The organism is Gemmiger formicilis, from assembly GCF_018784445.1.
Lineage (GTDB): Bacteria > Bacillota > Clostridia > Oscillospirales > Ruminococcaceae > Gemmiger.
In genome coordinates this window covers 233,855-254,885 of the sequence record NZ_WQOH01000004.1, presented here as the reverse complement: position 1 = coordinate 254,885, position 21,031 = coordinate 233,855, and the positions used below count along the sequence as shown (strand labels likewise).

Sequence of the window (21,031 nt, the reverse complement as noted above, 5' to 3'; positions counted from 1 at the left end):
CCTATCCCACCCCTACCCGGAAGTGGAAGCCACACAGGCAGCCTACTCACAGCCGCCCCTCATCCGGCGCTGCGGCGCCGCCTTCCCCCAAGGGGGAAGGCAGGGCGTTATTCATGCGGATACGGCGGCAGCTCGTCATCGCCGTGCTTCGTTTCGGGGTGCAGGCCCAGCAGCTTGAGGCCTGCGAAAATCAGCAATGCCGCAATGACAACATTCGGTATGCCGGTAATGATGTCGTAGGCGTAGCCGTTGCCCACAAGATTGCACAGCAGCGTATAGAGCCAGGTTGAGATGAATGTCTCATACAGTGCCCAGACGCCGAAGCCGACCAGACCCCAGCCAATCAGCCTGTTATGCTGGGGGACCAGCTTTTTGATCTCCTCATAATTGCCCAGAACCAGCAGGGAATCTTCCTTCGGCTCACCGGCCGCCATGTGGCGGATGAGGTCATAGGTGTCAAAAAAGCTGTACATCCAGATAACAAGGCAGAGGAACAGCAGCGGTTCAACGACGGTGGCCGCCATCACGCAGAGTATCAGTATCATCGCAATCGAGAGGCCGCGCTGCATATAGCCGTAGTACATCTGCCCCGCACCGGGGATGCAGGCGAAGATAAAGGTCAGGAATCCATTCTTTTTCATAGGTCATTCTCCCTTGGCGGTGCTGCCGCCGATCGGTTTGGTTCGCATTTGTTCCAGGCCGCTCTCAGCGGTCAGGGTAAAGTTTTTAAAGGTATCGTCGAGGCTCTTGTAAAAGCCGTTGACGGCGGTGCTGAATTTGGTGCCGAACCGCTCATGCGGGGCGGTGGGCTGCTGCGGCAACAGGGCGGCGGCGTTGGGCACGCCAAAGGTCCTGACCGCACCCCACATCACAAACCCCAGCACGACGGCGGCCGCCGCCGACACATAGCGGTTTGTCATAATGCGGAAGCTGCGCAGCCGCATCAGGTTTTGCACCTGCGGGATCAGGTCGCGCATGGGCTGTTTCATGCAGTCGGGCGCAGCCTCGATCATGGCTGTGTAGCGCAGCAGGCAGTAGTCGCAGAAGCTCAGATGCTCGGCAGCCTCCAGCGCACCCAAGTCGTCCAGAGTGCCGTCCTTCAAAGCGTACAGGCCCTCGTCGGTCAAATGGCCTTCGGCGTCAAAGAGTTTTTCGTTATCAAAATAAAGGCTCATTCGTTCTGCCTCCTCTCGGTAATTTGCTGGCGCAGCAGCAGTTTGGCGCGCCACAGCTGGCTGTTGATGGTCGCAGGCGGGCGGCCCACCAGCTTTGCAATCTCGGTGCTTTCCTTGTGCTCCAAAAAGTACATGACTGCGATTTTTCCGTAAGGCTCACGCAGGTTCCGCACCAGCTGTTCCAGCTCTGCGGCCCCGGCGCGGTCGGCCAGGTTTACCGCCGGGTCGTCGGCGTCACTGCCGGGTGCGCCGCGCGGCTCCGGCAGGGCATCGTCGCCCGGGGCATCCACCTTGCGCACCCAGGCGCTTTTCAGGTGATCCTTGCATTTGTTGGCCGCCACCCGCACGAGCCACTGTTTGTAATACTGCGGCTCGCATCGGTCGATAGCCGAAAACGCGGAGAGGAAGGTATCCTGGGTCAGGTCCTCGGCGGTGTGGGGCTCGTGCACAAATTGCAGGCAGACCGTGTAGATGAGCTTTTGGTATTGCTGCATCAGCCCGGTAAATTCTTCATTTGTCAGTGCCCACACCTCCCTTGCTTTGTCCTTCTGTATACTAAAACGAATCCCCCGGCGCCGATATTGCAAGCGCGGGGGAATTTTTAAAAAAAGTTTTCTTCTTTGGCTTCCCCCGAGGGGCCGCGCCCGCAGGCGCGTGTCGAAGCGCAACAGCCGTAGGCGGCTCTTAGCGCGGAGACCGAAGCTGTCTGCGAAGCAGACTGATGAGGGGCAGGTGTGCCGTTATCGCCCTTTTACCGGGCAGCCACCGGAAGGCCGCCCCTCATCCGGCCTGCGGCCACCTTCTCCCCAGGGAGAAGGCTTTACAGGTTGATATCCAGCTCCACCGGGCAATGGTCGCTGCCCATCACATCCATCAGGATATCCGCTTTCTCGATTTTGTCGGCAATGCGGTCACTGACCAGAAAATAGTCGATACGCCAGCCCGCGTTGCGTTCCCGCGCGCGGAAGCGCATACTCCACCAGCTGTACATACCGGTGGCGTCGGGGTGCAGATGGCGGAAGGAATCCGTGAAGCCCGCCGCCAGCAGCTCGCCCAGCTTACCGCGCTCCTGATCCGAAAAACCCGCCGCGCCGCGGTTGGGGCCGGGGTTCTTCAGGTCAATGTCCTCGTGCGCCACGTTCAGGTCCCCGCACAGGATGACCGGCTTCTCGGCATCCAGCTTTTGCAGGTAGCGGCGCAGGTCATCCTCCCACTGCATACGGTAGTCGATGCGGGCCAACTCGTTCTGGGAGTTGGGCACATAGAGGTTCACGAGGTAAAAGTCCGGGTATTCCAGCGTGATGGCGCGGCCCTCGTGGTTGTGGATATCCTCGTCCAGGCCGTACCGTACCGACAGCGCCGGTTCCCTGGCCCAGATGGCCGTGCCGGAGTAGCCTTTTTTATCGGCGCTGTATATGTACTCGGTGTAACCTTCGGGCGCAAAATCCGCCTGCCCGGGCTGCATTTTCGTTTCCTGGATGCAGAAGAAATCCGCGTCAAGGGTGTTGAACACATCCTCAAACCCCTTTTTCAGGCAGGCCCGCAGACCGTTGACATTCCAGCTGATAAATTTCATGTGGGTGGCTCCTTTTTATACTTTTTTCACCGCATTCTTCTTCCACGCCCCGGTGGCAAATCTGGCGACAAAACAAATCACACGGCAGACCCAGTCAACCAGCATGGCGTACCAGACGCCGACCGCACCCATGCCCATATTGACGCAGAGCACCCAGCTCAGGCCCATGCGCCATACCAGCATGGAAATCGTGGCGACCACCATCGTGTACCGCACATCGTTGGCGGCGCGCAGGGCGTTGGGCAGCACAAAGCTGGCCGGCCACAGCAAAATTGAAAAGCCGTCGTGGATCATGACCAGCGTGAACGCCAGCGCCCGGGTCTCCGGCGTCAGGGTGTACATACTCAAAATCTCGTTGAGCAGCAGCAGCACCGTAACATTCACCGCGCCCTGGGCGATGTAATCCCACAGCAGCAGCTTTTTGGTGTAATATTTCGTTTGTTCAAAGTCCTGTGCACCGACGCAGCGGCCCACGACGGTAATCATGGCAAGGCCCATGGCGTTGCCCACAATGCAGCCGATGGCGTCCAGGTTGTTCGCCACCGCGTTGGCTGAGATATGCACCGTGCCGAACAGCGAAATCATCGAGACGACCAGCACGCGGCCCAGCTGGAACAGACTGTTTTCAAACGCCGAGGGGACGCCGATGTACAGGATGCTCTTGACAGTTTTGCCTTCCAGCCGGGTGACGCTGCGGGGCGTAATCTGCAGCACATAGTCGGGCCGCGCTGCCAGCAACAGGATGATAACCGCGCCCACCGCGCGGGAAATCAGCGTAGGCACCGCGACGCCCGCGACGCCCATCTTCAGCACAAACACGCAGAGCGCGTTGCCGCAGAAGTTGATGGCATTGACGATGACCGATACTTTCATCGATACTGCGCTGTTGCCGGTGGAGCGGAAGATGGCCGCGCCCGCGTTGTACAATGCCAGAAACGGAAAGGACAGCGCCGTGATGGTAAAGTAGGTCAGGCAGGCCTGCATGACATCGTCGGTGATCGTGCCGAAGAAGAGCCGCAGCTGTGCCGTGCGGGTGATAAGGCAGAACGCCGCCACGCCCACACCCAGAATGGCACTGAGCGTCACGAGCTGTCCGGCGCTGTGGGCGGCCTCCTCACGCCGTTTGGCACCCAGGTGCTGGCTGGTAACGACCGCGCCGCCGGTAGCCAGCGCGCCGAACAACGTAATGATAAGCTGGTTGATCATATCGACAAGCGAAACGCCGGAGATGGCGGCCTCACCCACCGAGGATACCATGACAGTATCTGCCATACCTACGAGGATTTCCAATGCCTGCTCTATGATGAGCGGCCACAACAGCGTAAGCAGCTGCCGATTGGTAAATAACCTTTCTTTTTTCAATTTTTCAAAGCATCTCACTTTCCCAGGTTGAGTATACCACAAAAAAAGTCCCCGCGCAATGCGCGGGGAGATAAAAGGCTTCCCCTTTGGGGGAAGCTGTCCGCGAAGCGGACTGATGAGGGGCGGCCTTGCCTTACTGCCTCTTTATGGGGACACTACCATAGACGCGCCCCTCATCCGGCCCTGCGGGGCTACCTTCAGTCTACGCGCTAAGAGCCGCCTTCGGCGGTTGCGCTCCGACACGCGCCTGCGGGCGCAGCCCCAAGGGGGAAGGCATGGGGTTTTATTCATACCGCAGCGCCTCGATCGGGTCCAGCTTCGCCGCTTTATTGGCGGGGTAATACCCGAAGAACACGCCAATCGCCATACTGAACCCTACGGCAATCACAATGGCCGCAAGACTCGGGCGCGCCGTATAGCCCACGGCCTTGCTCAACGCTGCGCCCAGCCCCAGGCCCAGCACAATGCCGATGGCACCGCCAATCAGGCAGAGAATAACGCTCTCGGTGATGAACTGCATCCGGATGGCCGACGCGGGGGCCCCCAGCGCCTTGCGGGTGCCGATCTCGCGGGTGCGCTCGGTGACGGAGACCATCATGATATTCATGACGCCGATGCCGCCGACCAGCAGCGACAGCGCCGCAATGGCCGAAATGCCCAGTGAAATCGTGCTCATCATTTCAGACATCGAATCCAGCAGGCTCGCCAGGCTCGACGCGCTGGCGGTCCAGGAATCGTTGCGGGTGTAGTAGCTGGCAAAGAAATCGCCCACCGTGTCCACAAAGGTGGTCACGTTCACACTGCCGCCGTTTGCCACCACCGTGATGCTCTGGTAGCCTGCGCCCGCGCCGACGATGGACTTTGCCACGTCCAGTGGGATATAAAAGTTCGTCTGGATGCTGTCATCGTCGCTGCCGCCGAACATACTGGAGTAGTCTTCCTCTGTGTATTTATATACGCCTTGTATATAGAACGTATACAAATTCTTGTTGATCGTCAGCGTGACCGCCTTGCCGATGGCCTCCTGCGCGGTGCCGCCGACAGCCTGTTCGACGAATTTTTCTGACACACAAGCGACCCTGCGGCCTGCGTCCTTTTCATCGTCAAGCCAGCGCCCATACAAAATCTGCGAATCTGCGCCAAGATTTTCCAGTGTGGCAGCATTGGCACCGCTGACGCTGGTCTTGATGGTCGTGGTCGGTTCGCCGTACTTGGCAATCGTCCCATCGCCTACTTGCTGGGAAAGTTCGATGTGATCCACCTGCGTCGGGAAGGTGGCCATAAAGTCATCCATCATATCCTGGGTGATGAGGTCGGAATCCGACGGCTGTGAGTCCATGAACCGGCGCAGCCGGACACCCTGGGATGTGCCCGAGGTACTGGAACTGCTTTTCTGCGTTACCGTGACCGAAATGTTGCTGGCACCCATGCCGGACATCGAGTCCATGACCGAGCCGGTCATGCTGTTGCCGACCGTTTCAATGGCGATGACCGCTGCAATGCCGATGATGATACCCAGCATCGTGAGCAGGCTGCGCATCTTGTTGGACTTGACGCTGGTCAGCGCCATGCTGATATTCTCAAAAAGCTGCACGTTCGCCTGTCCCCTTTCGTTCGCCCACGATCAGGCCGTCGCGCAGCGTCAGCACCCGCTGGCATTCCTCGGCCAGTTCAGGGTTGTGCGTGATGAGCACGATGGTCTTGTGGTATTTTTCATGCAGTTCGTGAAAGAGGTTCATCACGACGCGGCTGGTCTGGCTGTCCAGTGCGCCGGTCGGCTCGTCAGCCAGAATCAGCGCAGGCTCGTTGACCATGGCGCGGGCAATCGCCACACGCTGCTTCTGGCCGCCGGAAAGCTCGTTCGGCTGGTGCTTCATGCGCTCGGCCATGCCAACGCGGTCCAGCCACTCCTTGGCGCGGCGGGTACGCTCGCCCGCCGGGACGCCCGCGTACAGCATCGGCAGTTCGACGTTTTTCAGCGCACTCTGGCGGCCGATCAGGTTGTAGGTCTGGAACACAAAGCCTATCTTGCGGTTGCGGATGGCCGCCAAGTCGTTGTCGTCGGCGTCGTGGATGTTCACGCCGTCCAGCACGTACTCCCCCGCTGTGGGCTTGTCCAGCACGCCGATAATGTTCATCAGCGTGGATTTGCCCGAGCCAGACTCACCCACGATGGCGACGAACTCGCCGGGGTAGACGGTCAAATCAATACCGTGCAGGATTTCCAGCTCGTTCGGCTGGCCGATGTAGTAGCTTTTGCGGATGCCCTGCATCTGGATGAGCGGCTGTGCGGGGTGCGCGGCCTCGTCACCAATCAGGGTATGCGCGATATTTTGCGCGAACTGTTGTGTATTTTCCGGCATCACTGACCTCCCGGGCCGCCGGGGCCGCCGCCACCGGGGCCGCCCGCCGGGGCGTCGCCGCCGCCCATGACCACGGTGCCCTCCGGCATATTGCTGGGGTCGCCGACGTAAAGATCGCCGTTCTCCATCACCTGCATCCCATCGCCGGACGAGCTAGTCTCCACGCCCTGGGTCAGGTCGGCCGTGGCGCGGATGACGTCGCCCTCGTTCAGGTCGTCGCCGGTGATCTCAACGTAGTAATCGTTGGTGTCGCCCTCGGTGACGGCGACCTGCTCAAAGGTCATGTCCACGCCCTCGCCGCCGGTCTTGCGCAGCACGTAGGTCGAGCCGTCGTCGTTGGTGCCCACTGCGTCACGCGGGACGGTAAAGACGTTATCCTTTTCGCTGACGATGATCTCCACTTTGGCGGAAATGCCGATGAGCAGGCCGCTGTCCTGGTTGTTGACCGTGACAGTCGCGCCGAAGCTGCCGCTGTCGTTGGCGACCGGGTCAATGCGGGTCAGCGTGCCGGTGACGGTGTCCTCGGTAGCATCGCTGGTAATGTTGCACTGCATGCCGGCTTTCAGCTTGCCCACCGAGCTGGCGGGGATCGTGACCTCGACGGTCAGGTTGTCCACGTCCTGAATGGTGGCAACTGCACCGCTGCACACGTCACCCACGGTGGCGTTCAGCGCCGTGATGGTGCCGTCCATCGTGGCGGTCAGGGTGCAGTTATCCAGTGCGGTCTGCAAGCTGGTCAGGGTGTCGTCCTCGCGCTGGGACTGCTCAAGCTTCGTCTCGGCGTTGTCCACACTGCGGGACGCGCCGGTGGCAGCCTTCTGGTAGGACTGCTGGGCCTTGTCCAGCGCCTGGGCCAGCTGCTCGATCTGGTTGTAGCACTGGCTGATGGCGTCAAAGCCCTGCAGGCCCAGTTCCGGGATGCTGCACTGGCCCTTGGCGACGCTCTCACGGTTGGTGTAATCGTCGATCTGCCCCTGCAGACCCGCGGCGCGGTCGGCGTCGCCGTCCTGCTGGGCCTGGGTCAGCTGGATGCGCAGGTTCGCCAGGGTGTTTTCGTACCCGGCAATTTCCTCAGCGTAGCGGGTGTAATACTCGGTGACGATCTCACGGTTCGTCTTGCCGCTGTTGCTGCCGTCGGCCATTGAGCCGTAGTAGTCATCCAGGCCGAGGGTGTCGTACTTTTTCTGGGCTTCTTCCAGATCCGCCCGGGCACTGGCCAGGTCGGTAGACTGATCCTCGACAGCCTGGTCATAGCTCTTCTGAGCGTCGGTCTGGGTGTCGCTGAGCTTCAGCTCGGCGTTGGCGATCTGCTTTTCCACATCGGTGGTGTCCAGCGTGGCAATGACGTCGCCCTTTTTGACCGTATCGCCCACAGCCACATTGACCGCCGTGACCTTGTAGGTCTTGACGGAATCCGAGGCGGTGACGCTGGCGCTGCTGCCGGACTTTACCGTGCCGTTGACGTTGACCGAATCGCTGAGGGTCGTCTTTTGCAGGACGGTCGTGCGCACATACTGGTAGGTCGTACCGGCGGCCGCCTTATTGGCCTTGCGCACAACGTTGGTGATGACCAGCGCGATAACGAGCACAATGACCAAAAAGATCATCAGTTTTTTGTGTCGTTTGACCCAAGCCAACGGACCGCGCCGGGTTTTTGTTTGTTCTGCCATACCGGGTTCCCTTCTGTGTGTGGAGATTTTTTGACAAAATTTAGTATAGAGGGTAAATGTGTTTAAACTATGAAAGAAGCATGAAAAAGCGGCACACCTTTGGGAAAGTGTGCCGCTGTATAAGTCGTGCTATGGTAGGGGTCGATGCCCGCATCGACCTGCGGGGCGTCGAGGACGCCGCCTCCTACAAAACCTGTTAGTGCCGTAGGGGCCGGGCATGCCCGGCCCGCAACATATGGAATACCGCACAGTTCGGGCCAAGCTGAGGGCCGGACATGTCCGGCCCCTACCCCGCTCCTTTTTCGCCCGGGTTTACCGCTCCTCGCGGAAATAGGCCAGGCCCAGGTGTGCCGGGGGCTGGTTTTCTTTCTTCTTGCGCATGGATACCACAATCAAAACCACAATCGTAACGACGTAGGGCAGCATCTGCACCAGGTCGGTGATGTGGCTTGCCATCGTGATGCCCAGCAGCGTTGGCAGGAACTGATACAGCCAGTAGAGCATACCGAACAGGTACGCACCCCAGATGGCGTTCAGCGGTTTCCAGGTCGTGAAGATGACCAGCGCCACGGCCAGCCAGCCCAGCGCCTCGATCTGCCCGGTGGTGGCCCAGATGCCCTGGTTGTAGTCCAGCACGTAGTACAGGCCGCCAATGCCGCAGATGCCCGCGCCGATACAGGTTGCCAGGTACTTGTACAGCGTAACGTTGATGCCCGCCGCATCTGCGGTGGCGGGGTTCTCACCCACGGCGCGCAGGTTAAGGCCCGCGCGGGTGCGGGTCAAAAACCAGTGCAGCGCAATCGCCAGTGCAATGGCGGCATAGACGAGGAACCCGTAGCTGAACACGACCTGCCCGAAGCCGCCCAACGTGGACAGCACCGGGATTTTGGCGCTGAATGCCTTGTTGGCGATGGGGGCAGCGGAGTAGCTGGCGCCGTTTAAGATAAACACGCCGAAGAAGTTCGCCACGCCCATACCGAAGGTCGTCAGCGCCAGGCCGGTGACGTTCTGGTTGGCGCGCAGGGAAATCGTCAGGAATGCGTAAATCAGGCCGCCCGCCATGGATGCCAGAATAGCGCAGGTCAGGGCAATGACAACGCTGACCGCGCCGCTCGGGTTGGCGGCGGTGTTCTCATAGGCCCAGGCGCTGGCAAAGCCGGCAAAGCCGCCCAGGTACATGATGCCCGGCACGCCCAGGTTCAGGTTGCCAGATTTCTCGGTCACAGTCTCGCCCAGCGCACCGTACATGATAATTGTACCAAAGGGGATGGCGCGTAAAATCCATGCAATCAAACTGCTGTGCATATCACTTGCCCTCCTTGTGTGCGCCGCGCGGGATGACGCGGTAGTTGATGAAGAACTCACTGCCGAGGATGAAGAAGAGGATGATGCCGGTGATGATGTCGGCAGCGTACTCGTTCAGCGAGTAGGCGGACGCAATCTCCGACGCGCCGCGCTCCAGGAACACGAGCAGGAAGGAGATCAGCGCCATATAGAAGGTGTTGAACTTTGCCAGCCAGGCCACGATGATAGCCGTGAAGCCGCGCCCATTGGCAGAGGCCGTGGAAATCGTCTGATCCTTGCCCGCGACGATGAGGAAGCCGCACAGGCCGCAGATGGCACCGGAAATCAGCATCGTGCGCACCGTGACGCGGCGGACGTTGATGCCCGCGTACCGCGCGGTGTTCTCGCTCTCACCGACGACGGAAATTTCATACCCCTGCTTGGAGAAGCGCAGGTAGGCGTACATGACGAAGGTCAGCACAATGACAACGATGATGTTGATCGTATAGCGCTGGCCCAAAATGACCGGGAACCAGCCCGCCTTGGTGGCCTTGTTCAGCGTGCCAAGGCTGGACGCCTGGCCGCGCATGATGTTGGTCATGCAGGCGACGATCGACGTTGCCACGTAGTTCATCATCAGGGTAAACAACGTCTCGTTCGTGTTCCAGCGGGACTTGAACCACGCAGGGATGAAGCCCCACAGCGCACCGGCGGCAATGCTGCCCAGCGCCATGGCCGCAAACAGCAGCGGCAGCGGCAGGTTGTTGCCCTGGTACACCATGATAAGGGCGGCGGTCAGGCCGCCAATCAGAATCTGACCCTCGCCGCCGCAGTTCCAGAAGCGCATCTTGAACGCGGGGGCCAGCGCGATGCCGACGCAGAGCAGCGTGGACAGATCGCGCAGCATCCAGCTGAAGCGGGTCATGTTGGCAAAGGTGCCACCCCACATGACGCCGTAGACGGCCAGCGGGTTCAGGCCGGTGACAAAAAAGATAAACAGCGCATCGACGACCAGCGCCAGCAGAATGGCAATGGCACGCACAGCGATCTTCTGGGGCATCGTAGTCCCCTCGCGCTTGGCAATGCGCAGCAGCGGCTCGCGGGCCGCAGCGGCAGTCTGACTCATGCCTGCTCCTCCTTTACCAGGTTGGTCATACGCAGACCGACCTCTTCCTTCGTGGTCTTGCGGCCGTCGAGAATGCCGTTGACCTTGCCGCCGCAGAGCACGACGATACGGTCACACAGTTCCAGCAGGACGTCCAGATCCTCGCCGACATAAATGACCGCCACACCGCGCTTTTTCTGCTCGTTCAGCAGATGGTAAATCGTGTAGGACGTGTTGATATCCAGCCCGCGCACCGCGTAGGCGGTCATCAATACGATGGGGTTGGCGGCCAGTTCGCGGCCCACCAGCACCTTCTGCACGTTGCCGCCGGACAGGCGGGAGACGGGGGTGTTCAAATCGGGCGTGACAACACCCAGTTCTTTTTTGATGGTCTCGGCCAGGTCGTGCGGGGCCTTGCGGTCGACAATGGGCGAATGTCCCTTGCCGTAGCTTTTCAGCATCATGTTGTCGGTCATGCCCATTGAACCGACCAGGCCCATGCCCAGGCGGTCCTCCGGCACGAAGGAGAGGTGGATGCCCGCCTCGCGGATGGCCTTGGGGCTTTTGCCGATGAGCTGCACCGGGGCGCTGGCCTCGGGGGCGTAGTACTCAATGCTCGCGCCGCTCTCGGTGGGCTGCAGGCCCGCGATGGCTTCCAGCAGCTCCTTCTGGCCGTTGCCGGAAATGCCCGCAATGCCCAGAATCTCACCGCCGTAGACCGGGAAGGAGGCGTCGTCCAGCACGGTGATACCCTCGGCGCTGTGCACGGTCAAATGCTGGATGTCCAGCCGCTTGACCGGGTCGACCGGCTCGGGGCGGTCGATGTTCAGCTCGACTTTCTCGCCCACCATCATTTCGGTCAGCTTGGCCTCGTCGGCGTCCCTGGTGGCAATGTCGCCCACATACGTACCCTTGCGCAGGATGGCAACGCGGTCACTGATGGACAGCACCTCGTGCAGCTTGTGGGTGATGATGATAACTGCCTTGCCGTCGGCCTTCATGTTGCGGATGACGCTGAACAGCTTCTCGGTCTCCTGCGGGGTCAGAACCGCCGTGGGTTCGTCCAGAATCAGGATATCCGCGCCACGGTAGAGCACCTTGACGATCTCCAGCGTCTGCTTCTGGCTGACGCTCATCTCGTAGACCTTCTGGTCAAGGTCGAGGTTGAACTCATATTTTTCGCAGATGGCGCGGGCCTTGTCGTGGACTTTTTTCAGGTCGAATTTTTCGCCGCCGCCCATGGACAGGGCGATATTTTCGGTGGCGGAGAACACATCCACGAGCTTAAAGTGCTGGTGGATCATGCCGATGCCCAGATCCAGCGCGTCACGCGGGGAGCGGATGGTCACGGCCTTGTCTCCGACGTAGATTTCGCCCTCATCGGGGAAGTAGATACCGGCGATCATGTTCATCAGCGTGGTCTTGCCGCTGCCGTTTTCACCCAGCAGGGCCAGAATTTCACCGCGGCGCACGCCCAGGGAGACATCCTTGTTGGCCACGACCGGGCCGAAGGTTTTGGTAACGTGCTCCAAGCGCACAGCATATTCGTTCTGCGCCATTATGCAGGCTCCTTTCAAGAGTCAAGTAGGTAGGGGCCGGGCATGCCCGGCCCGCAGCCTTGCGCGGCCACCCATAAGCGGGCAATCGCGGTCACGCTGCGGGCGAGGCATGCCTCGCCCCTACAGGGATTCAAAAAATCAAGGCAGGAACAATTTTGTGATTGTGGTGCGGCCAACGGTTCGGGGCATCGTGGAGGCCGACCCTTACATCTTCGTAGGGGCGGATTTGCAACGACAGATATAACCACCAAAAGGGAAGGCTGCGTTTCTACCGCAGTCTTCCCTTGATGACTCAATCAGAATCAGGCGACAGGGTCAGCATCCTCAATGATGCCGTCGATGCGCAGGGAGAAGGTCGGGGCTGCACGCAGCTCACCCTCGTGGAAGTAACCGTCGGAGATGGCCTCCTTGGTCTCGCCCTGATAGACAGCCACAGGAGAACCGGTGCTGAAATCGTAGTAGGTCAGGTCGATGGGGGCGGTGGTGACCTCCGCGCCGTCGACGGTGAACTTGCTGGTGTCGAAGACATGCAGGCTGCCGTCCTTCAGCGCAGCCTCAACCTCGGCGACCTTCTCGGCGGTGCCGTCGGCAACTTCGGGGCCAAGGTCGGTGATGGCGACAGCGCCATCCTCATAGCCCTTGCACCAGTCCTGCGGGATGCTGCCGGCCTGCGCACCCTCGAACAGCTCCTTGTAGTAGACCTTCCAGACGTTCGTCGCGGAGGTCAGGGCAGCGGTGGGGGCGGTGGCAAGCATATCGATGTTGTAGCCGATGGAGTAGCAGATCTTGCCGGAGTCCTTCAGCTTCTGGGTAGCGGCAGGGGCACCGGTAGAGTCAGCGTGCTGGCCGATGATGACCGCACCGTTGGCGATCAGGGCCTCGGCGGCAGCGCCCTCCTTGTCGATATCGAACCAGGAGTTGGTGTACATGACTTCCATCTGGACATCGGGGTAAACGCTCTGGACGCCCAGGAAGAAGGCGGTGTAGCCGGAGACGACCTCGGCGTAGTTGTAAGCGCCCACGTAGCCGATCTTGACCTTGCCGTCAGCGGTGAAGCTGTCAGGCTGGGTCTCGGGGGTCAGCGTGCCAGACTCGACCAGGTCTTTGACCTTCATGCCGGCGACGACACCGGAGACATAGCGGCTCTGGTAGACGGCGGTGAAGGCGTTGTAGAAGTTGTCGAGGCCGGAGATGGCGGCGAAGTCGCCGGTCATGGCCACAAAGTTGATGTCAGGGTACTTCTCGGCTTCCTCCTCTATGTAGGTCTGATGGCCGTAGGAGTTGGAGATGATCAGGTTGCAGCCCTGGCCGACAAGGTCCTCGGCTGCGTCGGCGGTGACGCCGCCCTCAGCGATCTTGTACTTCCAGACGATCTGGTCATCGGACATGCCCAGCTCGGCGGCAGCTTCCTTGATGCCGTTGATGTGCGCGGCGCTGTAACCTTCGGTCTCATCGCCCAGGATGATGGCACCGACCTTGACGTCGGGGGCCTGGTTGTCGCTGCTGCCCTCAGCAGTAGCGGCAGAGGCAGTGGCAGTGCTGGCAGTGCTTGCAGCGGTGTCTGCAGTGGAACCACAGGCAGCCAGGCTGAACACCATAGAGGTGGCCAGCAGAATACCCATCAATTTCTTCATGTGTGTTGTTCCTCCCTGTTGTGTGTGCATAAATAGCAAAAATGCGTTTCATTTTGTCGGAACGTGCCGGAAATCAACGCATTTTGTAACCTTGCATGACCCATTGTAGACGCTTTACAAACCGTTTGCAATAATTTTTAAATTTTTGTGAAAAGTTTGGCGAAAAGGGTAAATGTTTTGCCTGCGTGCACACAACATCGGGCAGAACGCACAACAAAAAAAAGCAAAAGTCACACTTTTTTGCGCAAAAGTATGACTTTTGGAGGGCTTTGTATAAGTACCGGAACTATTACGATACTAGGGATATTTTGGCGTTTTTGCTTTTTTCGCCAAGCTCACCATCCACTTTCTCTTACGGAACACCATCAGCGACACCACAAGGCGGAACAGTTCCTCCGCCGTCAGCAGCGTGTACACGCCCACAATGCCCCAGTGCAGTACATAGGCCGCAAAAAAGCACAGCGGAATGCCGATGCCCCAGGTGCCAGCTATGTCGATGATCATGACCATCCGGGTGTTGCCGCCGCTTTTCAGGATGCCGCCGCCCAAAATCATGTTTTCCACTTTAATGGGCGCATACAGCGCAAACACCACCAGCAGCATATGGCCCAGGGTGCGGACTTCGTCTTCCACGCGGTACAGCCCCACGTACTGCCCGGCCAGCCCGACCAGCAGTGATGAAACCACCGCCGCGCCCACCAGCCCAGTGACCATGATCTTCTTGGCGTCGCCGTAGGCTGCGTCGTACTCCTTGCGGCCCAGCCGCTTGCCGATCAGCACGCCCGCCGCCGCGGAAAGTCCGCTGAGCGCCCCGACGATGAGGCTTTGTATCGGGCAGGTCAGCGTGTAGGCCGCCAGATTCTGCGTGCCCAGGTGTCCATACACGGCGGATTCCACGTTCTGACCCAGGCTCCACAAAAACTGGCTGACCAGAATCGGCGTGATCATGCCCAGATAGTCCCACCGAGTGATTTTGGTAAAATGCAGCGAGGGCTGCACCCGCTCGCCGTCCTGCCGCAGACAGTGTAGGAATCCCGTCGCGATGAGCGCCAGATTTACCAGCTGCGACACCAGCGTGGCAATCGCCGCCCCGCGCACCCCGCAGGCGGGCAGGCCCAGCTTGCCGAAAATCAGCACATAGTTCAGCACCACGTTAGAAAGCACCGCGCCGATGCTGGCCGCGAAGGGAATGTTCGCGTGCCCCCTGCAGCGCAGCCAGGCAGACAAGACCGTGGAAAGGCCCATCGGCGCGAAGGAGAACGCGATAATTTTAAAGTAGACGCATCCCTCGGCGATGATGGCAGCGTCCTTTGTGTACAGCCCCAGAATCTGCGCCGTCGCCCCCAGCGAGACGCCCAGGAACACCCCCGCCAGGCACAGGCTTATCACGGTGCTCAGCGTCAGGCTGCTCCACGCCTCTTTTTTATCCCCTGCGCCGAGAAATTGGGCAATGAGAATGCCCGCCACCGTGCCCACCGAGCCGCTGACTACATTGAAAATCATCGAATAGTTGCCGCCCAGCCCCACAGCCGCGATGCTGACTGCCCCCAGCTGGCCAATCATGATTTGGTCCACGATAGAAAACGACGCCTGCAGCATACTTTGCAGTGTGACCGGCACAGCAATTTTGCCCAGTTCCCTTATAAATTTTGACATGATACGCCTCCTGTGCTCTCCCTCGGCAGCAATGTGACCGGCAGTACGATCTTTTCCGCGCAGCTCTGGCCGCGGCCCATGGCCTCAATGCTGGCGACGGCAATGCCCGCCCGCAGCGCGGCGTCCTGCCGTACCGTCGTCAGCGACGGGTATCCGGTGCGGCTGGCCTCGCTGTCGTCAAAGCCAACAACGGCCATATCCCCCGGCACCCGCAGCCCCTTGGCCTGCAAAAAGCGCATACATTCCAGCGCGTAAAAATCCGACACTGCGAAGATGGCCGTGATGCCGGATGTGCGCAGAGCTGCGAAATTTTCTTCATAAAACTGCTGCCGGGGCCGGGCCTGCACCGGAACCTGCCAGCGGGTCACACGGTCGGGGCCAAAGGCCGCCGCAAAGCCGTCCATTCGCTCCTTGTCCATGCAGATATTGTTGTCTGCCAGGCAGAGTGCCCGGGTGTGGCCTGCGGCTTTCAGGTATTGCCCGGCCTGCCGCCCGCCGTCGGCGTGGTCGATCACGAGATTGACCACACCCGGACAGCCCTGCATATAGCCGTCGTACACGACGATGGGCGTGCGGATGGCCTGGCGCAGTGCGGCATAGTCAGCCTCACAGAAGCCCATCAGAATCAGCCCTTCCATCCGCCACATCGACGCAAACGCCGGGACCTCATCCAGTGTCCGGGTGGTTTTAACCATCAAGAAGAAGCCCTTTTCGTTTGCCTCGCGGGAGAGTGCGTTCAGCGACGCTGTAACGAAGCCATCCTCCAGGACTTTGCCCTCGTACTTGGGGCTGTCGTCGACGACCACGCCGATGATGCGGGAGCTTTTCTGCGCCAGCCAGACGCCCGCCATATCGGGGATATAGCCCACAGCTTCCAGCTCCCGCCAGACGCGCTGGGCCGTGCGCGGTGACATTTTGGACGTCTTGCCGTGGATGACGTTGGACACTGTGGCCGTGCTCAGCCCCAGCCGCTCTGCGATATCCACAATGCGGATACGATTTTCCTGCATGGTGCGCCCCCTCTCTGTACTTCCATTATGCAACGCACTACCATTATACGGCAGAGGCCGCCCCAGGGCAAAGGTTAAACGCGTAACCACGCACAGAAAATTTCCGTTAATTTTGGTGAAAACGCCAGCACCGGGCATACTTTACCGCTTATGAATAAACTTCCTGTCCAATCCCTGCTTGGCGGCGGCGTTCAGGACGACCCAGGTCAGGAATACCTCGATGGGCAGCATGATTGTGTTCTTCACCGCACCGGATGTCAGGTAGTACAGGTACCCCTTGCCGTAGAGCATGGCTTTCCACACGCTGCCCAACAAGACATTGCTGCCGTAGTTGATGATGAGCCGCGTCACAATAATGCGCGGCAGCGTCGGTTTGCGGCGGTAGAGCATAACGCCGTAGATCAGCCCCGACAGCACCGCCGTGACAAGGTAGCCGGGGAAATACGGCTCGCCGTAGCCGGAGAGCAGAAAGCCGACGCTGTCAATGATGGCACCGGCCATCATGCCCACGACCGGGCCGTAGCAGCTGCATCCCAGCGAGACGGCCAAAAAGCTAAAGTAGATTTTCAGGCTCGGCCCCATCAGGTAGATGGGCAGGCTTTCCAGCACGATGGCCATAGCGCAGACCAGGCCCGAGAACGCCAGCACGCGGGGGTTGTTCAGTTCCCGCCGGGCGGTGCGCCAGTAGTCGGGGGTGAGGACGGACAGGGTTTGTTCGGATACAGTGCACATAAAAAATCCTCCTTTGTGCGTTTGCCGCACAAGGGAGGAGGCAATTTTGGTTGGGACGGGCACAACGCCGCATCCGCCGTTGCACACCATCATGCAGCAGTGGGATGCGGAACCCGCACCGCGAACCTTGCGGTTACTTCGTCCTGCCACAACTCCCCGTTGGTCAGGCACTTTGGGGCAGCGCCCCACGCGCGGATTCCTACTCTGCGATATCGTTTTTTATTATACACGGGTTTTGGGGAAATGCAAGGGGAAGTTTTTCTTCCGCTGAGCCTTGGGGATTTTACTGCCCGCTCGCCCCATAGTTTGCCAGCACTCTCGCGCTGGGGTCGTTGACGTCGCAGTGAGGCCATGCCTTGTTGGGCATCCAGTAATCCACAATCATCTCTGCCTGGCCGGGGTAGTACTTCTCAAAAATTTCGCGGTACAGCAGGCTTTCCTTGGTAAAGGGGCGGCCATAGGTGTACTTGCCGCACTTCTCGGCAAACTCGCGGTCAGTGTAGATCGTCTCGGCATACTCCTTCAGATCGTCCACCATCGAGTGGCCCACCGCGTCGCTGAAGGCGGCCTTCTCGCGCCAGAGGATGCTCTCGGGAAGCCAGTCGCCCTCGAAAGCCTTGCGCAGCAGGTACTTACCCTTGCCGTAGGTGTTCAGCTTCTTCTCGGGGTCGATGGCCATGACGTACTTGACGAAATCCAAGTCGCCGAAAGGCACGCGGGCTTCCAGGCTGTTGACGCTGATGGAACGGTCGGCGCGCAGCACGTCGTACATATACAGCTCGCGGATGCGCTTCTGGCTCTCGGCCTGGAACGCGGCGGCGCTGGGTGCGTAGTCGGTGTACTTGTAGCCGAACAGTTCATCGGAGATCTCACCGGTCAGCAGCACGCGGATGTCGGTGTGCTCGTGGATGTACTTGCAGACGAGATACATACCCACCGACGCGCGGATGGTCGTGATATCCCAGGTGCCCAGCATGGCAATGACGCTTTCCAGCGCATCCAGGACGATGTCCTTGTTGATGATGACCTCGGTGTGATCGGCGTGCAGGTAGTCAGCCACCTGCTTGGCGTATTTCAGGTCGATGGCGTCCTCGCTCATGCCGATGGCAAAGGTGCGGATGGGCTTGCCCAGCTTTTTGGCCGCAATGGCGCAGACCAGGCTGGAATCCAGACCGCCGGAGAGCAGGAACCCGACCGGCGTGTCGGCATCCAGCCGCTTGTCTACACCCGCGACGAGCTTTTCCCGGATGTTCGTCAATACATCGGGAAGTTCATCCTGGCTGTACGCGGGGGTGTCGGCGATATCGCAGTACCGCACGAACTGACCATTGCAGTAATAGCTGCCGATGGGGAACGGATAGATTTTTTTGCACAGCCCCACGAGGTTTTTCGCCTCGGACGCAAAGGCAATGCAGCCGCTCTCGCTGTACCCGTAGAACAGCGGGCGGATGCCGATGGGGTCGCGGGCGGCGATGAGCAGCTTTTTCCGGCTGTCGTACAGAATCATCGCAAACTCAGCGTCCAGATGCTTGAACATATCCAGGCCATATTTGTAGTAGAGCGGCAGGATGATCTCGCAGTCGGAGTCGGACTCAAAGGTGTAGCCCTCGGCTTCCAGTTCGGCTTTGATGGGGCGGAAGCCGTACAGCTCGCCGTTGCAGGCCACGCAGTCCGCACCGCGGAAGAAGGGCTGCATGCCCTCGGGCGTCAAGCCCATAATGGCGAGACGGCCAAAGCCCAGCAGGCCGAACTCAGTCTCGGCCACACGCTGGTCGTCCGGCCCGCGGCTGGTGGTACGCAGCAGATACTCCGTAAACGTTTCCTTGGGCAGATCATGCCCGGCATAACCCATAATGCAGCACATTGTTTGTTTCTCCTTTTCGGTCTTACACTTTCCGAATGGTAAAACAAAAAGACAGCCCATTCGCCCTGTCATTAGGACGAATCGCTGTCTTGATCCGCGGTGCCACCTAAATTACCGCAGCCGAAATAAAGGCATACGGTCACTTTTTCCGTACACGTTCACCTTTGAAACGCTGCCGCTGTAACGCACGGCCTGCGGCGCACCCTACTTTTTGCATTTCAGGCTGCAGCTCCGGGGTGTTCTTTCGCGCCCTGTCACCGTCCCGGCTTACACCAAATGCCAGGCTCTCTGTGCTGGTCTTGGGCGGTACTTTTCCCCATCAACGCTTTTGTTGAGTAAAGAATAACACGGTCATGCAGTCCTGTCAAGAATAAATTTCAGATTTTTGGGCGTCCGCCCTGTTTTTTTCAGCAGGTCGGCGGCACGGCGGGTGCGCCGTGCTTCGTCATCTTGCACAACTTTGCCCCGGTTCCGCAATTTTTGCAAGGTTGCCGAATGATTCTTGCAAATATTCGTGATGCAAAATTCCATACTATGGAACGCTATTCCATCTGCCGAATTTTGCCGCGCACCGCAGTTCCACCCTGCGGAATCGCATCGTTCTGCCGCTCGCGCCTTCATCTAAGCAACCGCCGCAATGGCCAAAACCGCCGCCGCATGGTACACTGAGGATGACAATATTCGTGTGCTCTGCGCCGCGCCTCTACCCTGCGCGGGCACGCCACCCACAAGCTGCAGGCCCTGCCTGCAAGGAGGAAAACTATGGCAAAAAATGCGATCGTCGGTCAGTCCGGCGGCCCGACTTCCGTCATCAACGCCAGTCTCGCGGGCGTGTATGAAAGCTGCAAGCGCCGCGGCGCGGGCAAGGTCTACGGCATGCTGCACGGCGTGGCCGGCCTGTTAGAGCGCCGCACCTGTGTGCTGGACGACAAGCTGAAAACCGCACTGGACATTGAGCTTTTGAAGCGCACGCCGTCCAGCTATCTGGGTTCCTGCCGCTACAAGCTGCCCGACTGGCACACCGCCGAGGGCGAGGCCGTCTACATCCAGCTGTTTGAGATCCTGAAGGAGCTGGACATCGGCTACTTCTTCTACATCGGCGGTAACGACTCGATGGACACCATCGGCAAGCTGGCCGACTACGGCGCACACATCGGCAGCGACATCCGCTTTATGGGCGTGCCTAAGACCATCGACAATGATCTGATGGTCACCGACCACACTCCAGGCTACGGCAGCGCCGCCAAGTACATCGGTGTCGTGATGAAGGAGATCATCCGCGATGCGACAGTCTACGGCACCAAGTACGTGACCATTGTTGAAATCATGGGCCGCAACGCGGGCTGGCTGACCGCCGCCGCTGCATTGGCCAAGGCCGAGGACTGCGAGGGCGTGGACATGATCTGCCTGCCCGAAGTGCCCTTCAACGTGGATCATTTCGTGGAGAAGGTCGAGCGGATGCAAAAGGAGAAGCCGTCCATCGTCATCGCCGTGTCCGAGGGCGTCAAGCTCGAGGATGGCCGCTACGTCTGCGAGCTGGCCGACGATGTCCACGCGGTGGATGCTTTCGGCCACAAGGCCCTAACCGGCACGGCGCGTTTTCTGGCGAACACCGTTGCCCGCCGCCTGAACACGAAAACCCGCTGCATCGAGCTTTCTACCCTGCAGCGCTGCGCGGGTCATCTGACGAGCCGCACCGATATCACCGAGGCTTACCAGGTCGGTGGTGCCGCCGCCAAGGCCGCATTTGAGGGCCACACCGGCGAGATGGTCGCGCTGGACCGCATTTCCAACGCGCCGTACCAGTGCGGTACGAGCCTGCACCCCATCAGCGAGGTTGCCAACCTGGAAAAGAAGGTGCCGCTGGAGTGGGTCAACGCCGACCACACCGCCATGACGGATGAGTTCCTGGCCTACGCCCTGCCCCTGGTCCAGGCCGAGCTGACCCCGATTTACGTCGAGGGCCTACCGCATCATATCTACCTGCCGGAGGCGTAAGTCACTTTCTTCGAGAAGAAAGTAACTAAAGAAGCTTAAGGCA

Annotated in this window: 17 protein-coding genes, 1 riboswitch and 1 other annotated feature; of the genes, 1 reads left to right on the top strand and 16 read right to left on the bottom strand. The window is 59.8% G+C overall.

Annotated features, from left to right (window positions below):
- Window positions 1-107: 107 nt before the first annotated feature.
- The 16 genes from GPK89_RS01385 to asnB all read right to left on the bottom strand — a co-directional run bounded on the left by GPK89_RS01385 (window position 108) and on the right by asnB (window position 18,990).
- Window positions 108-641, bottom strand: a complete 534-nt coding sequence (locus tag GPK89_RS01385; RefSeq protein ID WP_215691134.1) for a hypothetical protein — start codon at window positions 639-641, stop codon at window positions 108-110.
- 3 nt (window positions 642-644) lie between these two features.
- Window positions 645-1,175, bottom strand: a complete 531-nt coding sequence (locus GPK89_RS01380) for a hypothetical protein (protein ID WP_215691133.1) — start codon at window positions 1,173-1,175, stop codon at window positions 645-647.
- A complete protein-coding gene (locus GPK89_RS01375) occupies window positions 1,172-1,705 on the bottom strand; it encodes an RNA polymerase sigma factor (protein ID WP_215691132.1) in 534 nt (177 codons plus the stop codon). The genes GPK89_RS01380 and GPK89_RS01375 overlap by 4 nt, the downstream gene beginning before the upstream one ends.
- Window positions 1,706-1,995: 290 nt before the next feature.
- A complete protein-coding gene (locus GPK89_RS01370) occupies window positions 1,996-2,751 on the bottom strand; it encodes an exodeoxyribonuclease III (RefSeq protein ID WP_215691131.1) in 756 nt (251 codons plus the stop codon).
- Window positions 2,752-2,766: 15 nt separating this feature from the next.
- Window positions 2,767-4,113, bottom strand: coding sequence for an MATE family efflux transporter (locus tag GPK89_RS01365; protein WP_252261393.1), 1,347 nt, complete (start codon window positions 4,111-4,113; stop codon window positions 2,767-2,769).
- 283 nt (window positions 4,114-4,396) lie between these two features.
- On the bottom strand, window positions 4,397-5,707 hold the full coding sequence (locus tag GPK89_RS01360; protein ID WP_215691128.1) for an ABC transporter permease: 1,311 nt from the start codon (window positions 5,705-5,707) through the stop codon (window positions 4,397-4,399).
- Window positions 5,694-6,386: an ABC transporter ATP-binding protein gene (locus GPK89_RS01355; RefSeq protein WP_252261426.1), complete on the bottom strand. Its 693-nt coding sequence runs from the start codon at window positions 6,384-6,386 to the stop codon at window positions 5,694-5,696. Before GPK89_RS01355 ends, GPK89_RS01360 begins: the two co-directional genes overlap by 14 nt.
- Before the next feature lie 89 nt (window positions 6,387-6,475).
- Entirely contained in the window at window positions 6,476-8,146 is a 1,671-nt protein-coding gene (locus GPK89_RS01350; protein WP_215691121.1) for an efflux RND transporter periplasmic adaptor subunit, read from the bottom strand.
- Window positions 8,147-8,458: 312 nt separating this feature from the next.
- Window positions 8,459-9,451, bottom strand: coding sequence for an ABC transporter permease (locus GPK89_RS01345; protein WP_215691118.1), 993 nt, complete (start codon window positions 9,449-9,451; stop codon window positions 8,459-8,461).
- Window position 9,452: 1 nt separating this feature from the next.
- The gene (locus GPK89_RS01340) at window positions 9,453-10,556 is read right to left on the bottom strand and encodes an ABC transporter permease (RefSeq protein WP_215691113.1); all 1,104 of its coding nucleotides are present in this window, start codon (window positions 10,554-10,556) and stop codon (window positions 9,453-9,455) included.
- The gene (locus GPK89_RS01335) at window positions 10,553-12,094 is read right to left on the bottom strand and encodes an ABC transporter ATP-binding protein (RefSeq protein WP_215691111.1); all 1,542 of its coding nucleotides are present in this window, start codon (window positions 12,092-12,094) and stop codon (window positions 10,553-10,555) included. Before GPK89_RS01335 ends, GPK89_RS01340 begins: the two co-directional genes overlap by 4 nt.
- Window positions 12,095-12,396: 302 nt before the next feature.
- On the bottom strand, window positions 12,397-13,728 hold the full coding sequence (locus GPK89_RS01330) for a BMP family ABC transporter substrate-binding protein (RefSeq protein ID WP_215691109.1): 1,332 nt from the start codon (window positions 13,726-13,728) through the stop codon (window positions 12,397-12,399).
- A 297-nt stretch (window positions 13,729-14,025) separates the two neighbouring features.
- A complete protein-coding gene (locus GPK89_RS01325; protein WP_215691106.1) occupies window positions 14,026-15,384 on the bottom strand; it encodes an MATE family efflux transporter in 1,359 nt (452 codons plus the stop codon).
- The gene (locus tag GPK89_RS01320; protein WP_215691104.1) at window positions 15,369-16,394 is read right to left on the bottom strand and encodes a LacI family DNA-binding transcriptional regulator; all 1,026 of its coding nucleotides are present in this window, start codon (window positions 16,392-16,394) and stop codon (window positions 15,369-15,371) included. The genes GPK89_RS01325 and GPK89_RS01320 overlap by 16 nt, the downstream gene beginning before the upstream one ends.
- A 141-nt stretch (window positions 16,395-16,535) precedes the next feature.
- A complete protein-coding gene (locus GPK89_RS01315) occupies window positions 16,536-17,126 on the bottom strand; it encodes a folate family ECF transporter S component (protein WP_215691101.1) in 591 nt (196 codons plus the stop codon).
- Between the two features lie 95 nt (window positions 17,127-17,221).
- Window positions 17,222-17,335, bottom strand: a riboswitch (THF riboswitch).
- 74 nt (window positions 17,336-17,409) lie between these two features.
- The gene (asnB, locus tag GPK89_RS01310; protein ID WP_215691098.1) at window positions 17,410-18,990 is read right to left on the bottom strand and encodes an asparagine synthase B; all 1,581 of its coding nucleotides are present in this window, start codon (window positions 18,988-18,990) and stop codon (window positions 17,410-17,412) included.
- A 69-nt stretch (window positions 18,991-19,059) separates the two neighbouring features.
- Window positions 19,060-19,322, bottom strand: a binding site (T-box leader).
- Window positions 19,323-19,752: 430 nt separating this feature from the next.
- Here asnB and GPK89_RS01305 point away from each other — a divergent pair.
- Window positions 19,753-20,988: a 6-phosphofructokinase gene (locus tag GPK89_RS01305; protein ID WP_215691095.1), complete on the top strand. Its 1,236-nt coding sequence runs from the start codon at window positions 19,753-19,755 to the stop codon at window positions 20,986-20,988.
- Window positions 20,989-21,031: the final 43 nt, after the last annotated feature.

Bases quoted from the DNA above. Each gene is read 5' to 3' on its own strand.
- GPK89_RS01385 (WP_215691134.1), bottom strand. From the start codon at position 641: ATGAAAAAGAATGGATTCCTGACCTTTATCTTCGCCTGCATCCCCGGT.
- GPK89_RS01380 (WP_215691133.1), bottom strand. From the start codon at position 1,175: ATGAGCCTTTATTTTGATAACGAAAAACTCTTTGACGCCGAAGGCCAT.
- GPK89_RS01370 (WP_215691131.1), bottom strand. From the start codon at position 2,751: ATGAAATTTATCAGCTGGAATGTCAACGGTCTGCGGGCCTGCCTGAAA.
- GPK89_RS01355 (WP_252261426.1), bottom strand. From the start codon at position 6,386: ATGCAGGGCATCCGCAAAAGCTACTACATCGGCCAGCCGAACGAGCTG.
- GPK89_RS01350 (WP_215691121.1), bottom strand. From the start codon at position 8,146: ATGGCAGAACAAACAAAAACCCGGCGCGGTCCGTTGGCTTGGGTCAAA.
- GPK89_RS01345 (WP_215691118.1), bottom strand. From the start codon at position 9,451: ATGCACAGCAGTTTGATTGCATGGATTTTACGCGCCATCCCCTTTGGT.
- GPK89_RS01340 (WP_215691113.1), bottom strand. From the start codon at position 10,556: ATGAGTCAGACTGCCGCTGCGGCCCGCGAGCCGCTGCTGCGCATTGCC.
- GPK89_RS01335 (WP_215691111.1), bottom strand. From the start codon at position 12,094: ATGGCGCAGAACGAATATGCTGTGCGCTTGGAGCACGTTACCAAAACC.
- GPK89_RS01330 (WP_215691109.1), bottom strand. From the start codon at position 13,728: ATGAAGAAATTGATGGGTATTCTGCTGGCCACCTCTATGGTGTTCAGC.
- GPK89_RS01325 (WP_215691106.1), bottom strand. From the start codon at position 15,384: ATGTCAAAATTTATAAGGGAACTGGGCAAAATTGCTGTGCCGGTCACA.
- GPK89_RS01320 (WP_215691104.1), bottom strand. From the start codon at position 16,394: ATGCAGGAAAATCGTATCCGCATTGTGGATATCGCAGAGCGGCTGGGG.
- GPK89_RS01315 (WP_215691101.1), bottom strand. From the start codon at position 17,126: ATGTGCACTGTATCCGAACAAACCCTGTCCGTCCTCACCCCCGACTAC.
- asnB (WP_215691098.1), bottom strand. From the start codon at position 18,990: ATGTGCTGCATTATGGGTTATGCCGGGCATGATCTGCCCAAGGAAACG.
- GPK89_RS01305 (WP_215691095.1), top strand. From the start codon at position 19,753: ATGGCAAAAAATGCGATCGTCGGTCAGTCCGGCGGCCCGACTTCCGTC.